The organism is Pseudomonas sp. TH10 (assembly GCF_016651255.1).
GTDB lineage: Bacteria > Pseudomonadota > Gammaproteobacteria > Pseudomonadales > Pseudomonadaceae > Aquipseudomonas.
In genome coordinates this window covers 1-18,664 of the sequence record NZ_JAEKEG010000005.1, presented here as the reverse complement: position 1 = coordinate 18,664, position 18,664 = coordinate 1, and the positions used below count along the sequence as shown (strand labels likewise).

Below are 18,664 nucleotides of genomic sequence, written 5' to 3'. Positions count from 1 at the left end.
GGGATGTGATGCGGCGCTTCGACCTGCCAAGAAAAGCACGCTCTGATGGACCGTTTCCATGAAATGCTCATGTTTGAAGCGCTCTCAGAGCGGCCAAGCCTGGCGGCAGCTGCGCGCCGTCTGAACGTTTCTGGCCCGACAGTCGTTCGCGCGATTGCTCGGTTGGAGATGCGTCTCGGGGTGCCGTTATTGCAACGCAGCACTCGTGGAGTGTCGTTGACTGAGTCGGGTGTTGTATTTATGGCTGACTGCTCGCGCATCATCAAAGAAATCGAAGACGCAGAAGCATCAGCTAAAGGCCTTCATGTTCAGGCTCAGGGTAATCTGACTGTATTGCTTCCACTCCTTTTCAGCCGCTATGTAATGACGCCTTTGCTTGCGAATTACATGGAGTTTTATCCCGAAGTCACAGTATTCGCCCATTATCATGATCGTTTTCCGAACATGAACGAGGAGGAGCTTGACGTCGCCGTGCTGGTCGGAAATTTGCCCAGTTCCTCGTTGATAGCAAGGCCGGTTGGCTACGTTCGTACGATCGTATGCGCCAGCCCCATCTATCTCGAAGCCCATGGTGTGCCCGCCGAGCCGGAGGATCTCAAAAGTCACCGGCTGATTGGCATTCAAGCTTATCGGGAGAAGATCAGCTGGGATTTTTCCAGACAAGGTGTTCCATCCACCATCAAGGCCCGATCACGCGTCAGCTGCACCACCGTTCAAGCTGCCATCGATGCGGCGGCTTGCGGCGCGGGGCTTACGCGCTGCCTCAGCTATCCTGCCTACGATTATTTAAATGACGGTCGGTTACACAGGGTGTTGCAACCTTTCGAACTGCCAGCGCTTCCAGTTCATGTCGTTTACCGGGAAGGGCGTAGAGCTTCAATGAAAGTGCGCAGTTTCGTCGACCACATTGTCGAAGGCCTGCGCGAACATCCGGCAATGTTGCCCGACGCTCATTGAGCGTTCGGCGATCCCGGACCGAGATCGCCGATTAGCTTCATTTGGCGTTCGCTGCCTTTTCGATCAGGCTGGCGACGACTTTCGGGTTGGACACCATCACAACGTGCGACGCGCCTTTGACCACGACGGTCTGTTTGGAGTGTGCCCGCTCCGCCATAAAGGCCTGTGCTTGTGCTGGAATGTTCTTATCAGCGTCGCCGTAGACGAACCATGAAGGAATGGTTTTCCAGGCCGGTTCGGTCGATGCTTCATTGAGCGCCGCCACCGTGACGGGACGTTGAGTTGCAGCCATCAATTTGGCGTCCGCATTGGAAACGTCGGCTGCAAACTGGTCGTGGAATTTGTCTTGCTGGATATACAGATCCTTACCGCCGTCAGCCAAGGCTACTGGAGGAGCGAGAGTAGGGCCCAGCGTGCCACCCGGGAAACGTCCGGATAACTCTGCGGTGGATTCACCTGCTTCAGGTGCAATGGCTGCGACGAACACCAGCGCTTTGACATTGGTGTTGCCGTAAGCCGCTTCGGTGATGACCGGACCACCATACGAATGCCCTACCAGTACAACGGGCGTTTTGACGCTAGCGAGCACGTCAGCCACTGCTTGGGCGTCTCCTTTGAGCGAGCGCAGCGGGTTCGAGGCTGCGATCACTGGATAGCCATCTTTTTCAAGAATTTTGACGACGCCATTCCAACTGCTGGAATCAGCGAAAGCGCCGTGAACCAACACGACAGTCGGTTTGACCGGCGCAGCCATCGCTGCGGAGGCTGTAACCATTGCGGCCGCTAAGGCCAGACCTGCAAATATCTTTTTCATCTGTGTTCCTGTGCATGACGGGAGATGGGTTGTGGAGCGACAGGAATAGTTAAACCGCTAGCTGTATCCCCTATGTGTCCCCGTATCCAGTGCTACGCATGGAAATGTATCTAACGCCGCCTTTGCTACAAACCGACACAAAGCTCCTCCAGCATTTCAGCAGGCGAAACATTGGATTGTGTTTTGTGTTTGTTCTCACCAAAGCGATTAAGGCGGAGCATGCGTTCCAGGCACTTTGTAAAACACCTGACTGCGCAGACACCTATGAAAAGACGTGTAGCGCTCCGGCCTGCCAGACGTTGCATTGATGGTATCGGTGGGTACGCAGTGAACACCCCACCGGTGCAGCCATCAATGAACGCTCGGCGGCGAGTGAATCGCACCTGTTTACGAATACGTAGAGGTGATCATGAGTAATACGGATGAGCAAGGGGCTTCACCCTGGCATGCTGGCGAGCGGCGGTTGCAAGAAAGTGTCGGCGTGGCGCAGCAGATGGAGCACTTTGGGCGAAAAGTTGTTCGCGACTACATGCCGGATCAGCATCGTTCGTTCTACAGCCAACTCCCCTATCTGGTGGTGGGTGCGGTCGACCAAGACGGCATCCCTTGGGCGACGTTGATCGAGGGTCCTCCAGGGTTTGTTCACTCACCCGACCCACGCAGCTTGCAGCTCGACCGCCTCCCCGCAGACGGCGACCCAGTCAAACCTGCCTTGGGAATGGGCGCCGCAGTCGGGTTACTTGGCATCGATCTGAAGACCCGAAGGCGCAATCGTATGAACGGCAATATCAACACCGTCTCCTCTGACGGTGTTGCCGTTTCTGTCGTGCACGCTTTTGGCAACTGTCCTCAGTACATCCAATTGCGAAGTGTCGAGCCCGTCAGCGTTGGGCGATCCTCATCCGATGTTGCAGCAAAACGTTTGCACGAATTGGACGAGGCGGCTACAGAGATGATTCGTCAGGCCGATACGTTCTTCCTCGCCAGCTACGTCGACCTCGAAGGAGACTCAGCCAAGCGTTCGGTTGACGTTTCCCATCGCGGAGGTAATCCAGGTTTTGTCAGGGTCGAAGGCAATGTGCTGACGGTTCCCGATTTCGCCGGCAATCTGCATTTCAATACATTGGGCAACCTGTTGCTCAACCCTAAAGCCGGTTTGGTTTTTGTCGATTTCTCGTCAGGTGATGTGCTCCAGGTGGCCGGGCGCACCGAGCTTATTCTTGAGGGGCCGCAGATCGCTGCATTTCAAGGGGCCGAGAGATTCTGGACCTTGACGGTGGAGCATGTCGTCCTAAGGCGAGCCGTATTGGCTCTGCGCTGGGTATTCGAAGGTTTCTCACCGAACAGTATGATGACCGGCAGCTGGGAAAAAGCTGAAGGCCGCTTACAGGCCGATGCCCTGCGCGACCAATGGCGGCATCTGCGCGTCACCCGAATCGTTGAAGAGAGCAGCACCATCAGCTCTTTTTATCTGGAACCCGACGATGGCGCGGGATTGCCGCGATTCGAGGCGGGCCAGCATTTACCGGTACGGTTTAGCCTGGTTGATGGGCAGGCGCCGGTTGTCAGGACTTACAGTGTGTCGAGTGCACCGTCTGACAACTTCTTCCGGATCAGCGTCAAGCGTGACGGGTTGATTTCGTCGCATTTGCACGACCAGATTCGGGTGGGGGATCTGATCGAAGCCCGTGCCCCTCAGGGACGATTCACAGTGAAGGCCGATGAGCATCGGCCATTGGTTCTATTGGCCGCTGGGGTCGGGGTCACGCCGCTGCTGTCGATGCTGCGTGAAGTGATCTACGAAGGAGAGCGAATTCGTCGCACTCGGCCGACCTGGTTTATTCAGAGTGCGCGCAGTCTGGCGGAACTGGCATTTCGGGATGAGCTGTTTGAACTAGCAACCCGTGCGAAAGATAAAATTCGTGCATTGCGACTTCTGAGTCAGCCTGAGCAGCACGCTCGCGAGGGCGAGGACTTTGAATTGGCTGGACGTGTGGACGTCGCGCTACTCAAGGCGCTGTTACCCCTGGATGATTACGACTTTTACTTGTGCGGCCCAGGCGCGTTTACCCAGGCGTTATACGATGGGCTACGTGAACTCCGCATTGGCGATGATCGCATTCACGCTGAAACTTTCGGGCCATCGACCTTGGTTCGGCGACGCGATCAGTTGACCCCGGCGGTCGAACAAGTTCCGGCAGCCAGTACCCCCGTAAAAGTACTGTTCGCGACTTCTGCTAAAGAGGCGCGTTGGGAGCCAGGCAACGGCAGCTTGCTGGAGTTGGCTGAAAGTCGTGGTCTGAATCCGGACTTCAGTTGCCGCGGCGGGTCGTGTGGGACTTGTCGTACGAAGCTGATCAGTGGGGAGGTGCACTATTTGAACTTGCCCGCTGAAATGCCGGCTCAGGGAGAGGTCTTGATTTGCTGCGCAGTGCCAGCGCAAAGCAAGGAGGGCGACGCCCCCTGGTTTTGGATCTGTAGCATGAATGCCTTCTCTATCGCTCATCCCGCGAGACGCGGGTTGAGCGCTTGAGCCAAACCGCCTTCACGGTCGAGTTGAACGAGGTCATCAAATCCACCCACATGCCAGTCGCCGATGAAAATTTGCGGAACCGTGCGACGGCCGCTGCGGTTTATCATTGCAACCTTCTGATCAACTGACTGCACATCGATTTCGGTATAAGAAATACCTTTAGCGTTAAGCAGTTGCTTTGCACCACGGCAATAAGGGCAGGTGCTGGTTGTGTACATAATAATGTCAGGCATGAAGAATCCTCACCGTTTAGACAGTTTCAGGCTGCGGCTTTTTCTGCACGAGCGTGTACAGCGCAGGTATCCGGGTGCTCTGCCAACGATTTGAAGCTGCGATTATCAGAGTCAAGAGCGTCAACCGATCCGGTTTCGATGTCGTAGACCCATCCATGCAAATTCAGCAAGCCTTTTTCCTGAGCGATGCGCACGCTTGGGTGAGTCTGGATGTTGGCCAGTTGGGCAATCACGTTTTCTCGAACCATCGAGCTCACTTTTGCCGAGTCATTCATGTGATGGCGAGACTCGTTGATGACCTTCGCGGATTCAGCATGTTGCAACCACCCGGCGACTGCGGGGAGATGGTCCATGCATTTGCATTTGGCGACCGCCGTCATTGCGCCGCAATCCGAATGACCGCAGATCACGATATCGGTCACCCCGAGCACCGCCACGGCGTATTCGACCGTTGCCGACACACCTCCGGGGTGGGGGCTATACGAAGGCACGATATTCCCCGCGTTTCGGATCACGAACAGTTCGCCAGGTTCTTGTTGCGTCAACAGTTCTGGTACTACGCGGCTATCGGAACACGTGATAAACAACGTGCCTGGATGCTGCGTGGTGGCCAGGTGTCTGAACAGGTCCGTCCGTTGCGGAAATGCTTCTTTCTGAAACTTTAAAAAACCTTTAATGAGCGCTTTCATGCGATTAGCCTTTTGCAAGTAATCAAGTTGGGTAATATTCAATTAGTGCAGCCGCGACCTATCACGCTGTATTCAAGGACACGAGTGTCACCGTGCGAATCTTTGTAAGTCATTTGCACTGGCACTGGGCCGCAGACGTCTGCTGCTTCAGTGATGTTGATGACCTTGGCAATATCCAAGTGCACGCCATAGACATACGGAGTGGCTTCTGGCGCAGCCGAAGTTTGCTGTGCATAGGCCGACAACGAAGCTGTCAGGGACAGGGCGAGCAACAGAATTTTTTGCATGACGCATCCTCCATTTAGATTTGGTGAGTCGGTGAAGTGGATAAATGTGTTGAAGCAGGCCCGCTAAGAGTGCGGGCCGAATTACATTTCCAGTCGCCTTCTTAGAAAGGACGCAGTGGCAGGAACTTCCCGTCGAGGGTGATTACTGCGCGGTGTCCACCTTCAGGATCTTCAACTTTTTTCATATCGAGCTTGAAGTTAATCGCGCTGATGATGCCGTCGCCGAACTGTTCGTGGACCAAGGCCTTCAAAGTCGTGCCATAGATTTGGATCATTTCGTAGAAGCGGTAGATAGTAGGATCCGTAGGGACGCCCGAAAGACTGCCACGCAGTGGGATGATTTGCAGGCGCGCTACCGAGTCGGCGTCCAGGTCCAGCTTTTTACCGATCACTTTCGCGGCAGTTTCTGGAAGAGGGTGCTGGCCGAGGAGGGCTGCGGTCACGTAGGCCAGACCGAGGCCGGTGCCTTCTGCCATGTCTTCGAACGACAGGTTTTTGCGGGCTTTGGCGTCTAGAATTTTAGCGGTCAGTTCAAGACTGGTGTCGTTGTAAGCGTGGGACTGTTGCATGGTGTTGCTCCTATCGGATGCTTGGGTAAGAGTTGCTGGATGAGTGTTGCTTGGTGTGAAGCCATGTTCTGCCGTTTGCTCTATAGCGTCCAAGACCGATAAACAATGCTTCGCATAAGCCCTGCCTATAGGTTTGAATCGGGGGCTCATGAACGTCGGGAACTCGGAAGCAATACTGCTGATTCTGGATAATCACATTGGTCGACAAAAAGAATCGCCTTGCTGCGCGAGGGGGATGGCAAGACAAAAGAGCCCGCGTACGGCGGGCTCAGTGGCAGCATCTGCATTTATTGGGGAGAGGCAACGGGCCGTACAGCGCTGCTTTTGTAGGCGTGTTAGTCAGTCAGCGCGAGTACGCCTCCCTTCTCAAAGACCCAGGTCGGAAAGGCTTGGATGATCGTCCGGGCGACGGCCTAGCGGCCACCGAAACTTTCGTTCTGACTCTTTGATGGGCATGTCGTTGATACACGCAAAACGGTTTGCCATTAAACCGTTCTCGGCGAATTCCCAGTTTTCGTTTCCGTACGAGCGGTACCAATTCCCGGAATCGTCGCGCCACTCATAGGCATAGCGCACAGCAATACGATTGTCGGTAAACGCCCATAACTCCTTGATAAGTCGATACTCCAACTCCTTATTCCATTTTCGAGTAAGGAACGCCTGTGCCTCAGCCCGGTTGACTGCAAAATCGACGCGGTTGCGCCACCTGGTGTCGGTGGTATAGGCCAATGCGACTTTTTCAGCATCTCGGCTGTTCCATCCATCTTCAGCCAGGCGAACTTTGAGTGTTGCAGACTCGCGGTCAAACGGTGGTAGCGGGGGACGGGTCTCAGATTCAGCCATGATCACTACTCCACATTGAGGTACCTCGGGATAAAATCCGTGGTAGCTAAAAGCTTAGTTAAGTCAGGAACCATCAGGGCGCCTACCGAGCATTTCTAGATCAAATACATCAGCAGGTATGCGAGGTGACCTTCGGGAATTGGTAAACCTTCAGTTGATGCTTCATTCGCTAGCGCCCTGTGTAAAAGCGGGTTGGCGGCGATGTGAGAGTAGCGGTTGAGCAGTCCAGGAATCGAACGAACTAATGCACCGCCCAAACGACTTGGCGTCAGGACGTCAGGCTTGCTGTACAAACGCCAGCCGCACTGCAAATCCAATCAGGAGGGTACCGAAAAGCCATTGCTGAACTCGTTGCGCGGTCACGCTACGCTCTAACCAACGCCCTACCCAAGCGCTGGCAGTGGCATAAATGCTGTCGAAAATCAGACCGGTGATTACGAGTACTGCACCCAGTATTGCAAATTGCTCCGATACCGACGATCGATTCGGATCGATGAATTGCGGAAGCAGCACTGAGCAAAAAAGTAGCGCTTTCGGATTGAGTAAATTGGTGAAAAGCCCCCGCCGGATAGCCGCGCTCAAGCTCGGCGTTACAGTGCCAGTCTCTGTAAGGGCAGGTGCACTCTTGCCACTGGTTTTGAACATCTGGATACCTACCCAAAGTAGATAGGCTGCTCCTGCATATTTGACGATATCAAAAGTCCAAGGCAGCACCTTGAACATTGTTGCCAATCCCATAGCGGTCAAAGCCACATGGCAGGCACGCGCCAACGCGAGCCCGAGCGCAGTCGCTAGCGCTGCGGTTCTACCTTGTTTCGCCCCCGTTTGAAGTAGCAGGATCATGTCCGGACCGGGCATTAGGAAAATCATCGAGAGAGCGAGGAGGTACAGCGCTTTGTCTTCCATATTCGTGTGCTCGGCAGGAAATGAGGGAGACAATTTTAGAGGGGAGCAGCAGGGCAGGTGGTTGCGAATTTAACTCCCAAATCCACGTTTTTTGGCAGAATCTGCCCTTTGATAGTTAGAACAGGGAACCTGTATGCCAACTGATCGTTTTCCGCAAATCAGGCTTGGGCGGCTGGACTCTTGCCTGGCTAATGTCGGGAAGGGAACGCCAAGGCGTGCCGCTACTTCCCTTTATCAGTTTCCATGGCGCTGAAGTGATCACTCAGCGTGCCTTGGAAATGTTCAATCAGGAAGTTTACGAAGACGCGTGTTTTAGCTGGCAGTTCTTTTCTGGCCGAGTAGTAGACGGAGATTGAGCCCAGATCGACATACCATTGCGGTAATAGCCGAATCAGCTCACCCCGCTGTAACCAGGGCCATGCTCGCTCCAGTGGCACCAATGCCACGCCCAACCCCATCAGGGCGCACATGCACAAGGCTTGCGGATCATTCATGATGGCTGTTGGTTTCAGGCTCAGATCAAAGGTTTCGTCAGCCGAACTGCGCAACGTCCAGGTGCGTAATCGGTTGGTGTCGGTCGATCGCACGACAATGCCATCCTGGCCCTGCAAGTCCGCTGGCACAACGGGCAATGGCTTGCCTTGGAGCCACTCGGGAGCTGCTACAGCGACGAGGTGTAGCTTGGCCAGCTCGCGTGCCACGACGCCCGGGCTTAATTCCAGGCCGCCGCCAATCGCAACGTCAAAACCTTCACCTATCAAATCAACGCGTCGGATTTCGAGGTGCCAATCGGGCACAACGCAGGGATATCGTTGCTTGAACGTTTTCAGCAGAGGCAGCACATAGTCGTAGGCGAAGGACGGAGACATGTTGACCCGCAACCGACCGGCGGGCACATCGCGTGAGTCGCCGAGTTGAGCCATTGCGCCTTGAATCGTTTCGACACTACCCGCCACCTGTTCATATAGCGCCTCACCGGCTTCGGTAAGGGACAGACTTCGCGTGCTGCGTTGAAACAGTCGGGTGCCCAATTTTGTTTCCAGGCGGGCAATGTTTTTGCTCACTGCCGCGGCGGAAATGCCCATCCGCCGAGCCGCTTCGGAAAAACTGCGAGCTTCGGCGGCTCTTACAAATGATTCCAGGTTGCCCAAACTGTCCACGCTTATCTCCAACTTCTGGTTGAAGCTGATTCTACTGATTGATGACTAATTTGGTGGTGAATATGAGCCCATAGTGGTGGCCGACTGAATTTCACACTCAAAACAGGTGGAGCGTAATGGGCAAAATGTTAATCACCGGCGCGACCGGTAAGCTGGGTAGCGCAGTAGTGCGCTCACTGGTCCGGAAGGTGCCTGCGTCGGATGTCGTCGCCATGGTTCGAGAGGGGAGCAAAGCGCAGTGGTTGTCGGACCTGGGCGTCGAAGTGCGGCTGGGCGATTACACTGACGTCGAATCCCTGGTCAATGCCTTCGCCGGGGTGGAAAAATCTACCTGGTATCAGCCGTTGCTTTCAGCGATCGGGTGGGGCAACACAGGAACGTCATTCATGCGGCACGTATGGCGGGTGTTCGACATGTGTTCTACACCAGCATTCAGCGCGTTAGCGATGACTATTGTCCTATTGAGGGTGTCACTGCCAGCGACCTCGAAACAGAGGCGATGCTTAAATCATCCGGGCTGGATTACACCATCGTCCGGCATCCGCTGTATGCCGACGTGCTTGCGATGTACATCGGCAAAGATGCTCCGCAGAAGGGCTTCAGCGCACCCGCCGGTCAGGGGCGGGTGGCCCTGACGAGCATTGATGAACTAGCTGAAGGCGGGGCAACCCTGCTCAGTCAGCCGGGTCACGAGCATCGAGCTTATCTGCTCAATAGCGGACAAACCTGGTCGTTCGCAGACATCGCCGCCGCGCTTTCGCGCATAACCGGTAAAGCCGTGCATTATCAGCCGATCTCGACCGGAACCTTCATCGCCGCCCGCGAAGCCGAAGGTTGGCCACCTCATGTCGCGACTTTCATTGGCGATTGGTATCGCGCTATCGAGAGGGGCGCATTTGATCAAACCAGTCGTACCCTTGAAGAACTGCTAGGTCGAAAGCCCAAAGATCTTGAAGACATCGTTAGAGATGCCTTCAAGCTCTGACGGTTCAGTTGGCTATCCTGCAGCCCGAACAAGTCGAGCATTGCGCTTGCATGAAAGCAGTATTACGTCATGCGAAGAGAGGCAGATGCAGAAGCGCTCCCGGTCTGAGCGTAAAAGCTCAGACTTTCTTTTAGCGATCGAATCCGCCGACACAAGCTCACGGACGACGTTGACGAAAGCCCGCAGTCCCGCCGGCATATGGCGATTCGCAGGATAGTAAAGGCGCAGTCCCGGGTACGAAGGTGTCCAGTCCTCCAGCACTCGAATGAGCTTTCCGGACGCAATATGAGCAGAAGCAGCGAAATCATTAGTCCAGACTATGCCGGCGCCTTGCAAAGCAGCCTCTAGCATCAAGTGGTGGCTGTCGAGCGTCAACGACCCGCTGACATCTATTGATTGCTCTTCACCGCGCTTCTCGAATTCCCATTTGTAGATTGAACCACTGGGGAAGCGCACGCGTATGCAGTTGTGTGCGAGCAGGTCTATCGGAACCTTTGGTTTTTTGCATTTCGCGAAGTACTGGGGGGAAGCGACCACCGCAAAACGGAGCGGGGAGTGATCGCAATGGCGATCATGTCCTGCGGAACGCTTTCCGCCAACCGTATGCCGGCGTCGAATCCACCAGCAACGATGTCAACCAGACTTCTATCGGTAACGATGTCAACCCGCATGTCGGGATAACGCCTTAGGTACTCCAGTACCACTGGCGTCAGCACCATTTGCGCAGCACCTTCGGAGGTGTTCAGGCGTAGGGTTCCCGCCGGTGTATCGCGGAACTCGCTTACCGCCTCCATGGCCGCGGATATATCACGCAGAGCGGGCTGCACACGAACCAGAAATTGCTCCCCGGCTTCAGACAGAGAAACGCTTCGCGTGGTTCTGTGGAACAACCTCACGCCAAGGCGTTTCTCCAGTGCAGCGATCGCATGGCTGAGTGCTGATGGCGACATTCCCAATTCCACGGCCGCGCGACGAAAGCTGCGATGAGTAGAAACTGCGACCACCGCGTTAAGTTCGAGGAGCCCGGATTTCTGCATTGTGCTAATTCCTGCATCAGTTCATACGATATTAGCCTGATTGTTTGCGACAGTGCTGCGGCTTATCTTGGTCCACAACAACTTTACGCAGATCTGGATTCATAGCGTGGCCTGTGGCATCCCGGTCATTCGGTGATCCCGCAAGTCAGTGCGGCTCTGCGGTCATCAAACATGCGAGGAATAATTCATGACGCGTATCACTACACCGTTCGGGTTTCATTCAACCGCACAAGAGGTCATGGAAGGGGTTGACCTCGCGGGTAAACGTGCAATCGTAACGGGCGGGGCCTCCGGTATCGGTATCGAGACAGCGCGCGCATTGGTCATTGCCGGCGCGAACGTGACGCTTGCAGTACGGCGTCCGGAGGCGGCGGCGTCGGTAGCCGCCGAACTGCGCTCTGGGGGCAGGGGTACCGTTGATATCCGCTCAATCGATCTGGCAGATCTGTCCTCTGTGAAATCGTTTGCTGAGTCGTGGTCAGAGCCACTTGATATCCTGGTCAATAACGCAGGGATCATGGCCGTTCCTCAGCGGGAGCTGACATCGCAGGGTTGGGAGATGCAGTTTGCAACCAACTTTCTTGGCCATTTTGCGCTTGTGCTTGGGTTGCAGGACGCCCTGATCAAAGCCGAAGGCGCCCGAATTGTTTCGTTGAGCTCAAACGCTAATCTTCTAGGGCCAGTCGTTTTCGACGACATCAATTTTGACTTCCGTACATACGATGCGTACGCATCATATGCCCAGGCAAAGTCAGCATGCGCGCTCATCGCCGTAGAGATCACCCGTCGCTGGGCGAAGCTAGGCATTTTCGCTAACGCTTTGAACCCTGGGGCAATCGCGACCAACCTTCAGAAACATACCGGTGGGCTTAAGACCCCAATTGAACGTCAGAAGAACGTGCAACAAGGTGCTGCGACATCGGTACTGCTTGCGGCGTCTCCGTTGTTGGAAGGCATTGGTGGTCGTTATTTCGAGGACTGTAATGAGGCGCTGGTAGTCACCAAACGGCCTGCCGATTACATGGGCGTTGCAGCTTATGCCGTTGACCCTGATAACGCGCAGCGGTTGTGGGAAGTTGCCACGCGGATGACCGTCGGATTGTTCTATAGGTGAGACGATCAATCGCATTGTTGCTGACTAATCGGCTATTGGTTTCACCTGTAGGATTTACTCCATCAGATCGCCGGCTGGCGATCCTCACCTTGGAGATCCCTTATGAAACTGTTGCATATCGATTCGAGCATTCTGGGTGACAACTCGGCCTCCCGTCAGCTGAGCAGCGAAGTGGTCAAGGCCTGGCAGGGCGCTGAAGCAGGCACCGTGGTGACCTACCGTGACCTGGCCGCCGATGCCATCAGCCATTTTTCCGCCACCACCCTCGTTGCGGCCGGCACCACCGCCGAGTTGCGCAATGCCGCGCAACAACACGAGGCCGACCTGAGCGCCACTACCCTGGCTGAATTCCTCGCGGCCGATGCGGTGGTGATTGCCGCGCCGATGTACAACTTCACGATTCCAACCCAGCTCAAGGCCTGGATCGACCGCATCGCGGTAGCTGGCCAGACCTTCCGCTATACCGAAGCCGGCCCTGAAGGCCTGTGCGGCGGCAAGAAAGTGGTGATCGTGTCGACCTCCGGCGGCCTGCATGCCGGCCAGGCCAGCGGCGTAGCCCATGAAGAGTACTTGAAGCTGCTGCTGGGTTTCCTCGGTATCACCGACATCGAGTTCGTGCGTGCCGAAGGCCTGGCCTACGGTGACGAAGTGCGTACCAAAGCCATGAATGACGCGCACGTGCGCATCAGCGAGCAATTGTTCGCCGCTGCGTAAGGCTTGCGTAAAGAGCTCAAACAGCTCAGGCAATCGCTAAAAAACTCTGTATTCTGGAAGCGCAAGCGCCAGGTACGGAGTTTTTTGTTTCTGGCTGTGTCACAAGTTGGCCCAGCTCGTGCAGTCAAGGGTCATCGTCGCCGCAAGCCAACAGGTAGGGCGTTCCATGGTACGTCTTTGTGCAGCATTACTCTTGGTCCTGCTCGGCAGCCTTAATTGGGTGCAGGCAGCACCTGCACTGCACCCGCGCTGGAGCGTCGGCTACCACGAGATGAGTTTTCTCGACCCTCTGGACTTGCAGCCGATGCGTGCCATCGCGTTCTACCCCTCAAGCGACAAGGAGCATTCCAGCCGCCTGGAGGGTTATACGGTCGAAGCGGGTGAGGATACCCGGGTGGCCATCGGGCGTTACCCGATGCTGATGCTGTCCCATGGCAACACTGGCACGCCGATGGCCTTGCACGACCTGATGACTTCGCTGGCGCGCAAGGGCTTTGTGGTGGTGGCGGTTATCCATCCGGGTGACAACTCAACCGACCACAGTCGTCTGGGTACCCTGAGCAACCTGTACGGCCGGCCGCTGCAGATTTCCGAAGCCATTACCGCAACCTTGGGCGATCCGATGCTGGCGCCATTCGTGAATGCCGGGCAGGTCGGGGTGATCGGCTATTCGGCGGGCGGTGAAACGGCCTTGATACTCTCCGGTGCAACCCCTGATCTGGATCGCCTGCGCCGTTATTGCCAGGAGCGCCCGGATGATCGTGACGCCTGCAATACCCAGGGCGAGCTGATCGTCGATCGCGATGACCTGCAACCGGTGGCCGACCCAAGAGTACACGCCTTGCTCCTGATGGCGCCGTTGAGCCTCAAGTTCGGCCGGCACACCCTGGCTGACGTGCATGTGCCAGTGCTGCTCTACAGCGGTGACGGAGACAAGCTGGTGGCCTTTGACAAAAATGCCGCCGCCCTGGCACGCAAACTGCCAATCGCACCGGATTTCAAGTTGCTGGCTGGCGCCGGGCATTTCGTGTTCATGGCCCCGTGCAACGATGAGCAGATTGCCGCCATGCCAGCACTGTGCACTGATGCCGATGGCGTTAACCGCGAGGACATTCATCGCAACCTGATTGGCGAGGCTGGCCGGTTCTTTTCCCGCACGCTGTCCAAGCCGAATCGGGCGGGTATGCAAACCGCTGATCAATGATACCTGCGCGATATAGGGCTTAAGCCATTGCCCGACGTTTGAGCAGCAGGGTCAGCCCCAAGCCGATCACTGACAACAGCGCCGCACAGAAGAAAATCCACGAATAGCCCAGATTCAACGCCACTGCGCCCATCAATGGCCCGGCAATCGCCAGCGCCAGATCGAAGAACACCGCATAAGCGCCCAGGCCTGAGCCGCGACTGGAACTCGGCACCTGTTTGATCGCCTCGACCCCCAGCGCCGGGTACACCAACGACAACCCGAAGCCCGCCAATCCGGCGCCGATCAGCGCAAACACGGTTGAGGGCGCCAGCCACAATAGCGCGAGGCCCACGGTCTCGATGGTTATGCAGGCGATGGCCGAATTGAACCCGCCAAATCGGCTGATCGCCGAAATGAACAACAGCCGCGAGAGTATGAAACACACGCCGAACACCGTCAGGCAATACGCCGCGCCGCTCCAGCCTCGATTCAGGTAGTACAAAGTGATGAACGTAGTCAGCGTGCCGTAGCCGATCGAGGCCAGTGTCAGGCTGGCACCGAATGGCGCAATCCGTCCGAACACCGCCCAGAATGGCAGGCGCTCGCCGCGTATCACTGGCACCGAAGGTTTGTTGCGGATCAGCAGCAATGCCCCGGTCGCCAACACAGACAGGGCGATGCCAAGGCTGGTAAAGCCGTAATCGGCCACCATCACTACACCCAAGGGCGCGCCAATCGCAATCGCACCATAAGACGCTATGCCGTTCCAGCCGATGGACTTTGCGGTGTGTTCGACACCGACCTGGCCCATGCACCAACTGATCGTCCCAACGCCTATCAGGCCTTGGGCAACACCCAGCAACAGACGCCCGGCGATCAGAATCAACAGGCTGGTGAGCGGGAAGCTTTGCAGCAGCGTCGAAATCAACGTCAGCACGCCACTCAGCACAATGCCCAGCAAACCATAAACGATTGCCCGTTTGGTGCCGATCGTATCCGACATGCGTCCGGCCATAGGCCGGCTGAGCAGGGTCGCCAGATACTGCGAGCCGATCACCAGGCCGGCAATGATCGCACTGAAACCCAGCTGTTCGTGCACGTAACCGGGCAACACCGCAATCGGCAAACCGATGCAGAGGAAGGCAATAAACGTGTAGAAAACGATGGAGACGATCTGCAGGGTGATCGCCATGGAGCTTTGCGGAGGCTGTTGCTGCGCAGACATGAGGACTCGTTCGCGGGCGGCGGTGGGAGAGTTCGCATCATGGCGTGGGTGTCAGATAAAAGAAAGCAGGCTAACGATCAGGATCAAAAGATCGCAGCCTGCGGCAGCTCCTACAAGGGAATGCATTCCAAATGTAGGAGCTGCCGCAGGCTGCGATCTTTTGATCTTCAAAGCAATAAAAAGCCCCGTCACCAGGACAGGGCTTTTACTTGCAACTTGCAGCTAGAAACTAATAGCTGCTCTTAAAACACGACGCCTTGGCTACGCAGGTAGTCGTCGTAGGTGCCGCTGAAGTCGGTCACGCCATCCGGGCTCAGCTCGATGATGCGCGTGGCCAGGGACGATACGAACTCACGGTCGTGGCTGACGAAAACCAGCGTGCCCGGGTAGTTTTCCAGCGCCAGGTTCAGCGCCTCGATCGATTCCATGTCCAAGTGGTTGGTCGGTTCGTCCATGATCAGCACGTTTGGCTTCTGCAGAATCAGCTTGCCGAACAGCATGCGACCTTGCTCACCACCGGAAATCACTTTGACTGACTTGAGAATCTCGTCGTTGGAGAACAGCATGCGACCCAAAGTACCGCGAATCATCTGCTCGCCCTGAGTCCACTGACCCATCCAGTCGAACAGCGTGACGTCGTCTTCGAAGTCGTGCGCGTGGTCCTGAGCGTAGTAGCCCAGTTCTGCGGCGTCGGTCCACTTGATGCTACCGGCATCCGGCGTCAGTTCGTTGACCAGCGTGCGCAGCAGGGTGGTCTTGCCGATACCGTTCGGGCCGATGATCGCCACGCGCTCGCCAGCTTCAACCTGGAAGCTGAAGTCTTTGAACAATGGTTTGCCGTCGAAGCCTTTGGCCATTTTTTCGACGATGACCGCCTGGCGGTGCAGCTTCTTGTTCTGATCGAAGCGGATGAACGGGCTCACGCGGCTCGAAGGCTTGACCTCGGCCAGTTGGATCTTGTCGATCGCCTTGGCGCGGGAAGTAGCCTGCTTGGCTTTCGAGGCGTTGGCCGAGAAGCGGCTGACGAACGATTGCAGCTCGGAAATCTGTGCTTTCTTCTTGGCGTTGTCCGACAGCAGTTGCTCGCGGGACTGGGTCGCCACGGTCATGTACTCGTCGTAGTTTCCCGGGAACAGGCGCAGCTCGCCGTAATCCAGGTCAGCCATGTGGGTGCACACGCTGTTCAGGAAGTGACGGTCGTGAGAGATGATGATCATCAGGCTGTTACGCTGGGTCAGCACGTTTTCCAGCCAGCGAATGGTGTTGATATCCAGGTGGTTGGTCGGTTCGTCGAGCAGCAGCACTTCAGGATCGGAGAACAGCGCCTGGGCGAGCAATACCCGCAGTTTCCAGCCCGGGGACACTTCACTCATCGGGCCGAAGTGCTGCTCGATACCGATACCCAGGCCCAGCAGCAGTTCACCGGCACGGGATTCGGCGGTGTAGCCGTCCATTTCCGCGAATTCGGTTTCCAGCTCGGCCACGGCCATGCCGTCTTCTTCGGTCATTTCCGGCAGCGAGTAGATGCGGTCGCGCTCGGCCTTGACCTTCCACAGCTCTTCGTGACCCATGATCACGGTGTCGATCACGGTGAATTCTTCGTAGGCGAACTGATCCTGACGCAACTTGCCCAGGCGCACGTTCGGCTCGAGCATGACCTGACCGCCGGACGGATCGAGATCGCCGCCGAGGATTTTCATGAAGGTCGACTTGCCGCAACCGTTGGCGCCGATCAGGCCATAGCGGTTGCCCGCGCCGAATTTGACCGAAACGTTTTCGAAGAGCGGCTTGGCGCCGAACTGCATCGTGATGTTAGCTGTGGAGATCAAGAGTTATTCCTGCGAAGCATTCTGAGTAGCGAGGGTGCGGCAGTACCGATTCAGTACCCGTTTCCGGTATTCAAACCACGGAAATGCATCCCGGTCAGAAGCGGAAGGTCCATCTGGCAATAAGTGGACAGCAGCATATGGAGCGCTTGGCCCGAGTCAAAGTGCGCTGAGGCGGGGGGGTCCCGTCATCAACCAAGGGGGGCGCGTAAAGTTTGGCGGCGATTGTACTGGTCTGGCTCTTTAAACGATAGGGCATTAAGGCCGCGCGGGTGCTTTGGCGGCGTCAGCGGACGGTTTTTCTCATTTGCAGGTTCACCAAGGGGCAGCAACTGTGGCTAAAATGCCACCTACTTGATGCCGACAGGCATGGATGCAGTTTGTTCACTTCTGACGTGTGACGATTTCCGTGAAACTCATCATTGCTGCTATTTATGTCATTTCCATTGCATACGTTCATCTTCGTGGACGAGTGCGCCACAAACTCGGTCGCCAACTGAGCGATCACTCGACGTTTCTGGCGCCGATCAACTGCTTTCTTTACCTGTTCTCGAAGAAACCGAACAAGCCTTACCTGGACCCGGCGGATTTTCCTGATCTCAGCGTGTTGCAGGCACATTGGCAGGAGATCCGCGAAGAAGGTCAGAATCTGCTGCGTGCCGGCGAGATCAAACGTTCCAATCAGTATGACGATGTCGGTTTCAACTCGTTCTTCAAGAGCGGCTGGAAGCGCTTTTATCTGAAGTGGTACGGCGACAGCCATCCGTCGGCGATGAAACTCTGCCCTCGCACCACTGAACTGGTGCAGAGCATCGGCTCGATCAAGGCTGCAATGTTCGCGGAATTGCCGCCGGGGTCGAAACTCGTGCGCCATCGTGACCCGTATGCCGGTTCCTACCGTTATCACTTGGGCCTGGACACGCCGAACGATGCCGGTTGCTACATCAACGTTGATGGTGAGAACTACCACTGGCGCGATGGTGAGGCAGTGATGTTTGACGAGACATTCATTCATTACGCGGAAAACACCACTGACAAGAATCGGATCATCCTTTTCTGCGACATTGAGCGCCCGATGAAGTATCGCTGGGCGGCGGCGTTCAACGCCTGGTTCAGCAAAACCGTGATGTCGGCGGCGGGTGCGCCGAACGATGCGGGTGACCGGACTGGCGGGATCAACCGTTTGTTCACCAAAATCTACAAAATTCGCCTGCGTGGCAAAGAACTGAAAAAGCGCAATCGCAAGCTGTATTACATGGAGAAATGGGCGATCTTCGGCGGTCTGCTGGCGATCTTCATCCTGATCTGATCAATGCCATCGTGAGCAGGCTCGCCCCCACGCGGGCATTGTGAACAACACAAAACCGCTGTGGGAGCGAGCCTGCTCGCGATCAGGACTGCACCTTAACAATCAATCATCCCGCCGAGCGCTTGGTCGCCTTTTTCGCCGGTGCAGCCTTCGCCGCCGACTTGGTTTTCGCCGCCGGCTTGGTAGCAGCTTTCCCTCCCAGGCTGCGCTTGAGCAACTCGGTCAAGTCAATGACATCCGCGGTCTTGCGCTCTTCCTCGCCGGTCGCCGTTTCCAC

19 protein-coding genes and 2 pseudogenes are annotated in these 18,664 nt (G+C 56.2%); 8 read left to right on the top strand and 13 right to left on the bottom strand.

The features are described from left to right. Positions 1–45: 45 nt before the first annotated feature. The gene (locus JFT80_RS00700; protein ID WP_201146580.1) at positions 46–957 is read left to right on the top strand and encodes a LysR family transcriptional regulator; all 912 of its coding nucleotides are present in this window, start codon (positions 46–48) and stop codon (positions 955–957) included. 37 nt (positions 958–994) lie between these two features. Here the strand turns inward: JFT80_RS00700 and JFT80_RS00695 are convergent, their stop codons facing one another. Beyond that, on the bottom strand, positions 995–1,771 hold the full coding sequence (locus tag JFT80_RS00695) for an alpha/beta fold hydrolase (protein ID WP_122840524.1): 777 nt from the start codon (positions 1,769–1,771) through the stop codon (positions 995–997). A 409-nt stretch (positions 1,772–2,180) separates the two neighbouring features. Here JFT80_RS00695 and JFT80_RS00690 point away from each other — a divergent pair, with 409 nt between their 5' ends. Next, positions 2,181–4,304, top strand: coding sequence for a pyridoxamine 5'-phosphate oxidase family protein (locus JFT80_RS00690; protein ID WP_201146579.1), 2,124 nt, complete (start codon positions 2,181–2,183; stop codon positions 4,302–4,304). On the opposite strand, the gene grxC is transcribed toward JFT80_RS00690, so the two are convergent. The 7 genes from grxC to JFT80_RS00655 form a co-directional block, all read right to left on the bottom strand. Continuing rightward, entirely contained in the window at positions 4,274–4,537 is a 264-nt protein-coding gene (gene grxC / locus JFT80_RS00685; RefSeq protein ID WP_201146578.1) for a glutaredoxin 3, read from the bottom strand. The genes JFT80_RS00690 and grxC overlap by 31 nt on opposite strands. Before the next feature lie 26 nt (positions 4,538–4,563). Continuing rightward, the gene (locus tag JFT80_RS00680) at positions 4,564–5,226 is read right to left on the bottom strand and encodes a carbonic anhydrase (protein ID WP_201146577.1); all 663 of its coding nucleotides are present in this window, start codon (positions 5,224–5,226) and stop codon (positions 4,564–4,566) included. A gap of 38 nt (positions 5,227–5,264) precedes the next feature. Further along, on the bottom strand, positions 5,265–5,513 hold the full coding sequence (locus JFT80_RS00675; RefSeq protein ID WP_201146576.1) for a DUF2790 domain-containing protein: 249 nt from the start codon (positions 5,511–5,513) through the stop codon (positions 5,265–5,267). Positions 5,514–5,614: 101 nt separating this feature from the next. Beyond that, a complete protein-coding gene (gene cynS / locus JFT80_RS00670) occupies positions 5,615–6,082 on the bottom strand; it encodes a cyanase (protein WP_045061152.1) in 468 nt (155 codons plus the stop codon). Positions 6,083–6,448: 366 nt separating this feature from the next. Further along, a complete protein-coding gene (locus JFT80_RS00665; RefSeq protein ID WP_122840519.1) occupies positions 6,449–6,925 on the bottom strand; it encodes a nuclear transport factor 2 family protein in 477 nt (158 codons plus the stop codon). Between the two features lie 276 nt (positions 6,926–7,201). Continuing rightward, on the bottom strand, positions 7,202–7,831 hold the full coding sequence (locus tag JFT80_RS00660) for a LysE family translocator (protein WP_122840518.1): 630 nt from the start codon (positions 7,829–7,831) through the stop codon (positions 7,202–7,204). A gap of 221 nt (positions 7,832–8,052) precedes the next feature. Further along, positions 8,053–8,991, bottom strand: coding sequence for a LysR family transcriptional regulator (locus tag JFT80_RS00655; RefSeq protein ID WP_122840517.1), 939 nt, complete (start codon positions 8,989–8,991; stop codon positions 8,053–8,055). A gap of 116 nt (positions 8,992–9,107) precedes the next feature. Between JFT80_RS00655 and JFT80_RS24695 the strand changes: the two are divergent. Continuing rightward, positions 9,108–9,254 (top strand): annotated as a pseudogene (locus tag JFT80_RS24695) (SDR family oxidoreductase); the annotation flags it as partial. Positions 9,255–9,352: 98 nt separating this feature from the next. Beyond that, complete coding sequence (locus JFT80_RS00650) at positions 9,353–9,976, top strand: NmrA family NAD(P)-binding protein (RefSeq protein ID WP_374091302.1); 624 nt, start codon at positions 9,353–9,355, stop codon at positions 9,974–9,976. A 12-nt stretch (positions 9,977–9,988) separates the two neighbouring features. On the opposite strand, the gene JFT80_RS24995 is transcribed toward JFT80_RS00650, so the two are convergent. Together JFT80_RS24995 and JFT80_RS24990 are read right to left on the bottom strand one after the other, a co-directional pair. Then, positions 9,989–10,513 carry a LysR substrate-binding domain-containing protein gene (locus JFT80_RS24995; RefSeq protein ID WP_307833023.1) on the bottom strand — a complete coding sequence of 175 codons (525 nt, stop codon included), beginning with the start codon at positions 10,511–10,513 and terminating at the stop codon, positions 9,989–9,991. Further along, positions 10,459–11,013 (bottom strand): LysR family transcriptional regulator, encoded by a 555-nt coding sequence (locus JFT80_RS24990; protein WP_307833022.1) that lies wholly within the window; start codon positions 11,011–11,013, stop codon positions 10,459–10,461. The genes JFT80_RS24995 and JFT80_RS24990 overlap by 55 nt, the downstream gene beginning before the upstream one ends. A gap of 187 nt (positions 11,014–11,200) precedes the next feature. Between JFT80_RS24990 and JFT80_RS00640 the strand changes: the two genes are divergently transcribed. From JFT80_RS00640 to JFT80_RS00630, 3 genes are all read left to right on the top strand, one after another. Next, a complete protein-coding gene (locus JFT80_RS00640; protein ID WP_201146575.1) occupies positions 11,201–12,127 on the top strand; it encodes an SDR family NAD(P)-dependent oxidoreductase in 927 nt (308 codons plus the stop codon). A gap of 102 nt (positions 12,128–12,229) precedes the next feature. After that, positions 12,230–12,841, top strand: coding sequence for an FMN-dependent NADH-azoreductase (locus JFT80_RS00635; RefSeq protein WP_122840513.1), 612 nt, complete (start codon positions 12,230–12,232; stop codon positions 12,839–12,841). 166 nt (positions 12,842–13,007) lie between these two features. Beyond that, positions 13,008–14,045 carry a dienelactone hydrolase gene (locus tag JFT80_RS00630; RefSeq protein WP_122840512.1) on the top strand — a complete coding sequence of 346 codons (1,038 nt, stop codon included), beginning with the start codon at positions 13,008–13,010 and terminating at the stop codon, positions 14,043–14,045. Positions 14,046–14,064: 19 nt separating this feature from the next. Here the strand turns inward: JFT80_RS00630 and JFT80_RS00625 are convergent, their stop codons facing one another. Next, complete coding sequence (locus tag JFT80_RS00625; protein WP_201146574.1) at positions 14,065–15,252, bottom strand: MFS transporter; 1,188 nt, start codon at positions 15,250–15,252, stop codon at positions 14,065–14,067. Between the two features lie 242 nt (positions 15,253–15,494). Further along, positions 15,495–17,081: an ABC-F family ATPase gene (locus tag JFT80_RS00620; RefSeq protein ID WP_201146573.1), complete on the bottom strand. Its 1,587-nt coding sequence runs from the start codon at positions 17,079–17,081 to the stop codon at positions 15,495–15,497. A 406-nt stretch (positions 17,082–17,487) separates the two neighbouring features. Between JFT80_RS00620 and lpxO the strand changes: the two genes are divergently transcribed. Continuing rightward, positions 17,488–18,387: a lipid A hydroxylase LpxO gene (lpxO, locus tag JFT80_RS00615; protein WP_201146572.1), complete on the top strand. Its 900-nt coding sequence runs from the start codon at positions 17,488–17,490 to the stop codon at positions 18,385–18,387. Between the two features lie 106 nt (positions 18,388–18,493). Here the strand turns inward: lpxO and JFT80_RS23660 are convergent. After that, positions 18,494–18,664: pseudogene (locus tag JFT80_RS23660) on the bottom strand (Ku protein); the annotation flags it as partial.

Coding starts and splice junctions, on each gene's coding strand:
- JFT80_RS00625 (WP_201146574.1), bottom strand. CDS start 15,252: ATGTCTGCGCAGCAACAGCCTCCGCAAAGCTCCATGGCGATCACCCTG.
- JFT80_RS00700 (WP_201146580.1), top strand. CDS start 46: ATGGACCGTTTCCATGAAATGCTCATGTTTGAAGCGCTCTCAGAGCGG.
- JFT80_RS00630 (WP_122840512.1), top strand. CDS start 13,008: ATGGTACGTCTTTGTGCAGCATTACTCTTGGTCCTGCTCGGCAGCCTT.
- JFT80_RS00660 (WP_122840518.1), bottom strand. CDS start 7,831: ATGGAAGACAAAGCGCTGTACCTCCTCGCTCTCTCGATGATTTTCCTA.
- JFT80_RS00665 (WP_122840519.1), bottom strand. CDS start 6,925: ATGGCTGAATCTGAGACCCGTCCCCCGCTACCACCGTTTGACCGCGAG.
- JFT80_RS00695 (WP_122840524.1), bottom strand. CDS start 1,771: ATGAAAAAGATATTTGCAGGTCTGGCCTTAGCGGCCGCAATGGTTACA.
- JFT80_RS00680 (WP_201146577.1), bottom strand. CDS start 5,226: ATGAAAGCGCTCATTAAAGGTTTTTTAAAGTTTCAGAAAGAAGCATTT.
- JFT80_RS00635 (WP_122840513.1), top strand. CDS start 12,230: ATGAAACTGTTGCATATCGATTCGAGCATTCTGGGTGACAACTCGGCC.
- cynS (WP_045061152.1), bottom strand. CDS start 6,082: ATGCAACAGTCCCACGCTTACAACGACACCAGTCTTGAACTGACCGCT.
- JFT80_RS00675 (WP_201146576.1), bottom strand. CDS start 5,513: ATGCAAAAAATTCTGTTGCTCGCCCTGTCCCTGACAGCTTCGTTGTCG.
- JFT80_RS00690 (WP_201146579.1), top strand. CDS start 2,181: ATGAGTAATACGGATGAGCAAGGGGCTTCACCCTGGCATGCTGGCGAG.
- grxC (WP_201146578.1), bottom strand. CDS start 4,537: ATGCCTGACATTATTATGTACACAACCAGCACCTGCCCTTATTGCCGT.
- JFT80_RS00640 (WP_201146575.1), top strand. CDS start 11,201: ATGACGCGTATCACTACACCGTTCGGGTTTCATTCAACCGCACAAGAG.
- JFT80_RS24990 (WP_307833022.1), bottom strand. CDS start 11,013: ATGCAGAAATCCGGGCTCCTCGAACTTAACGCGGTGGTCGCAGTTTCT.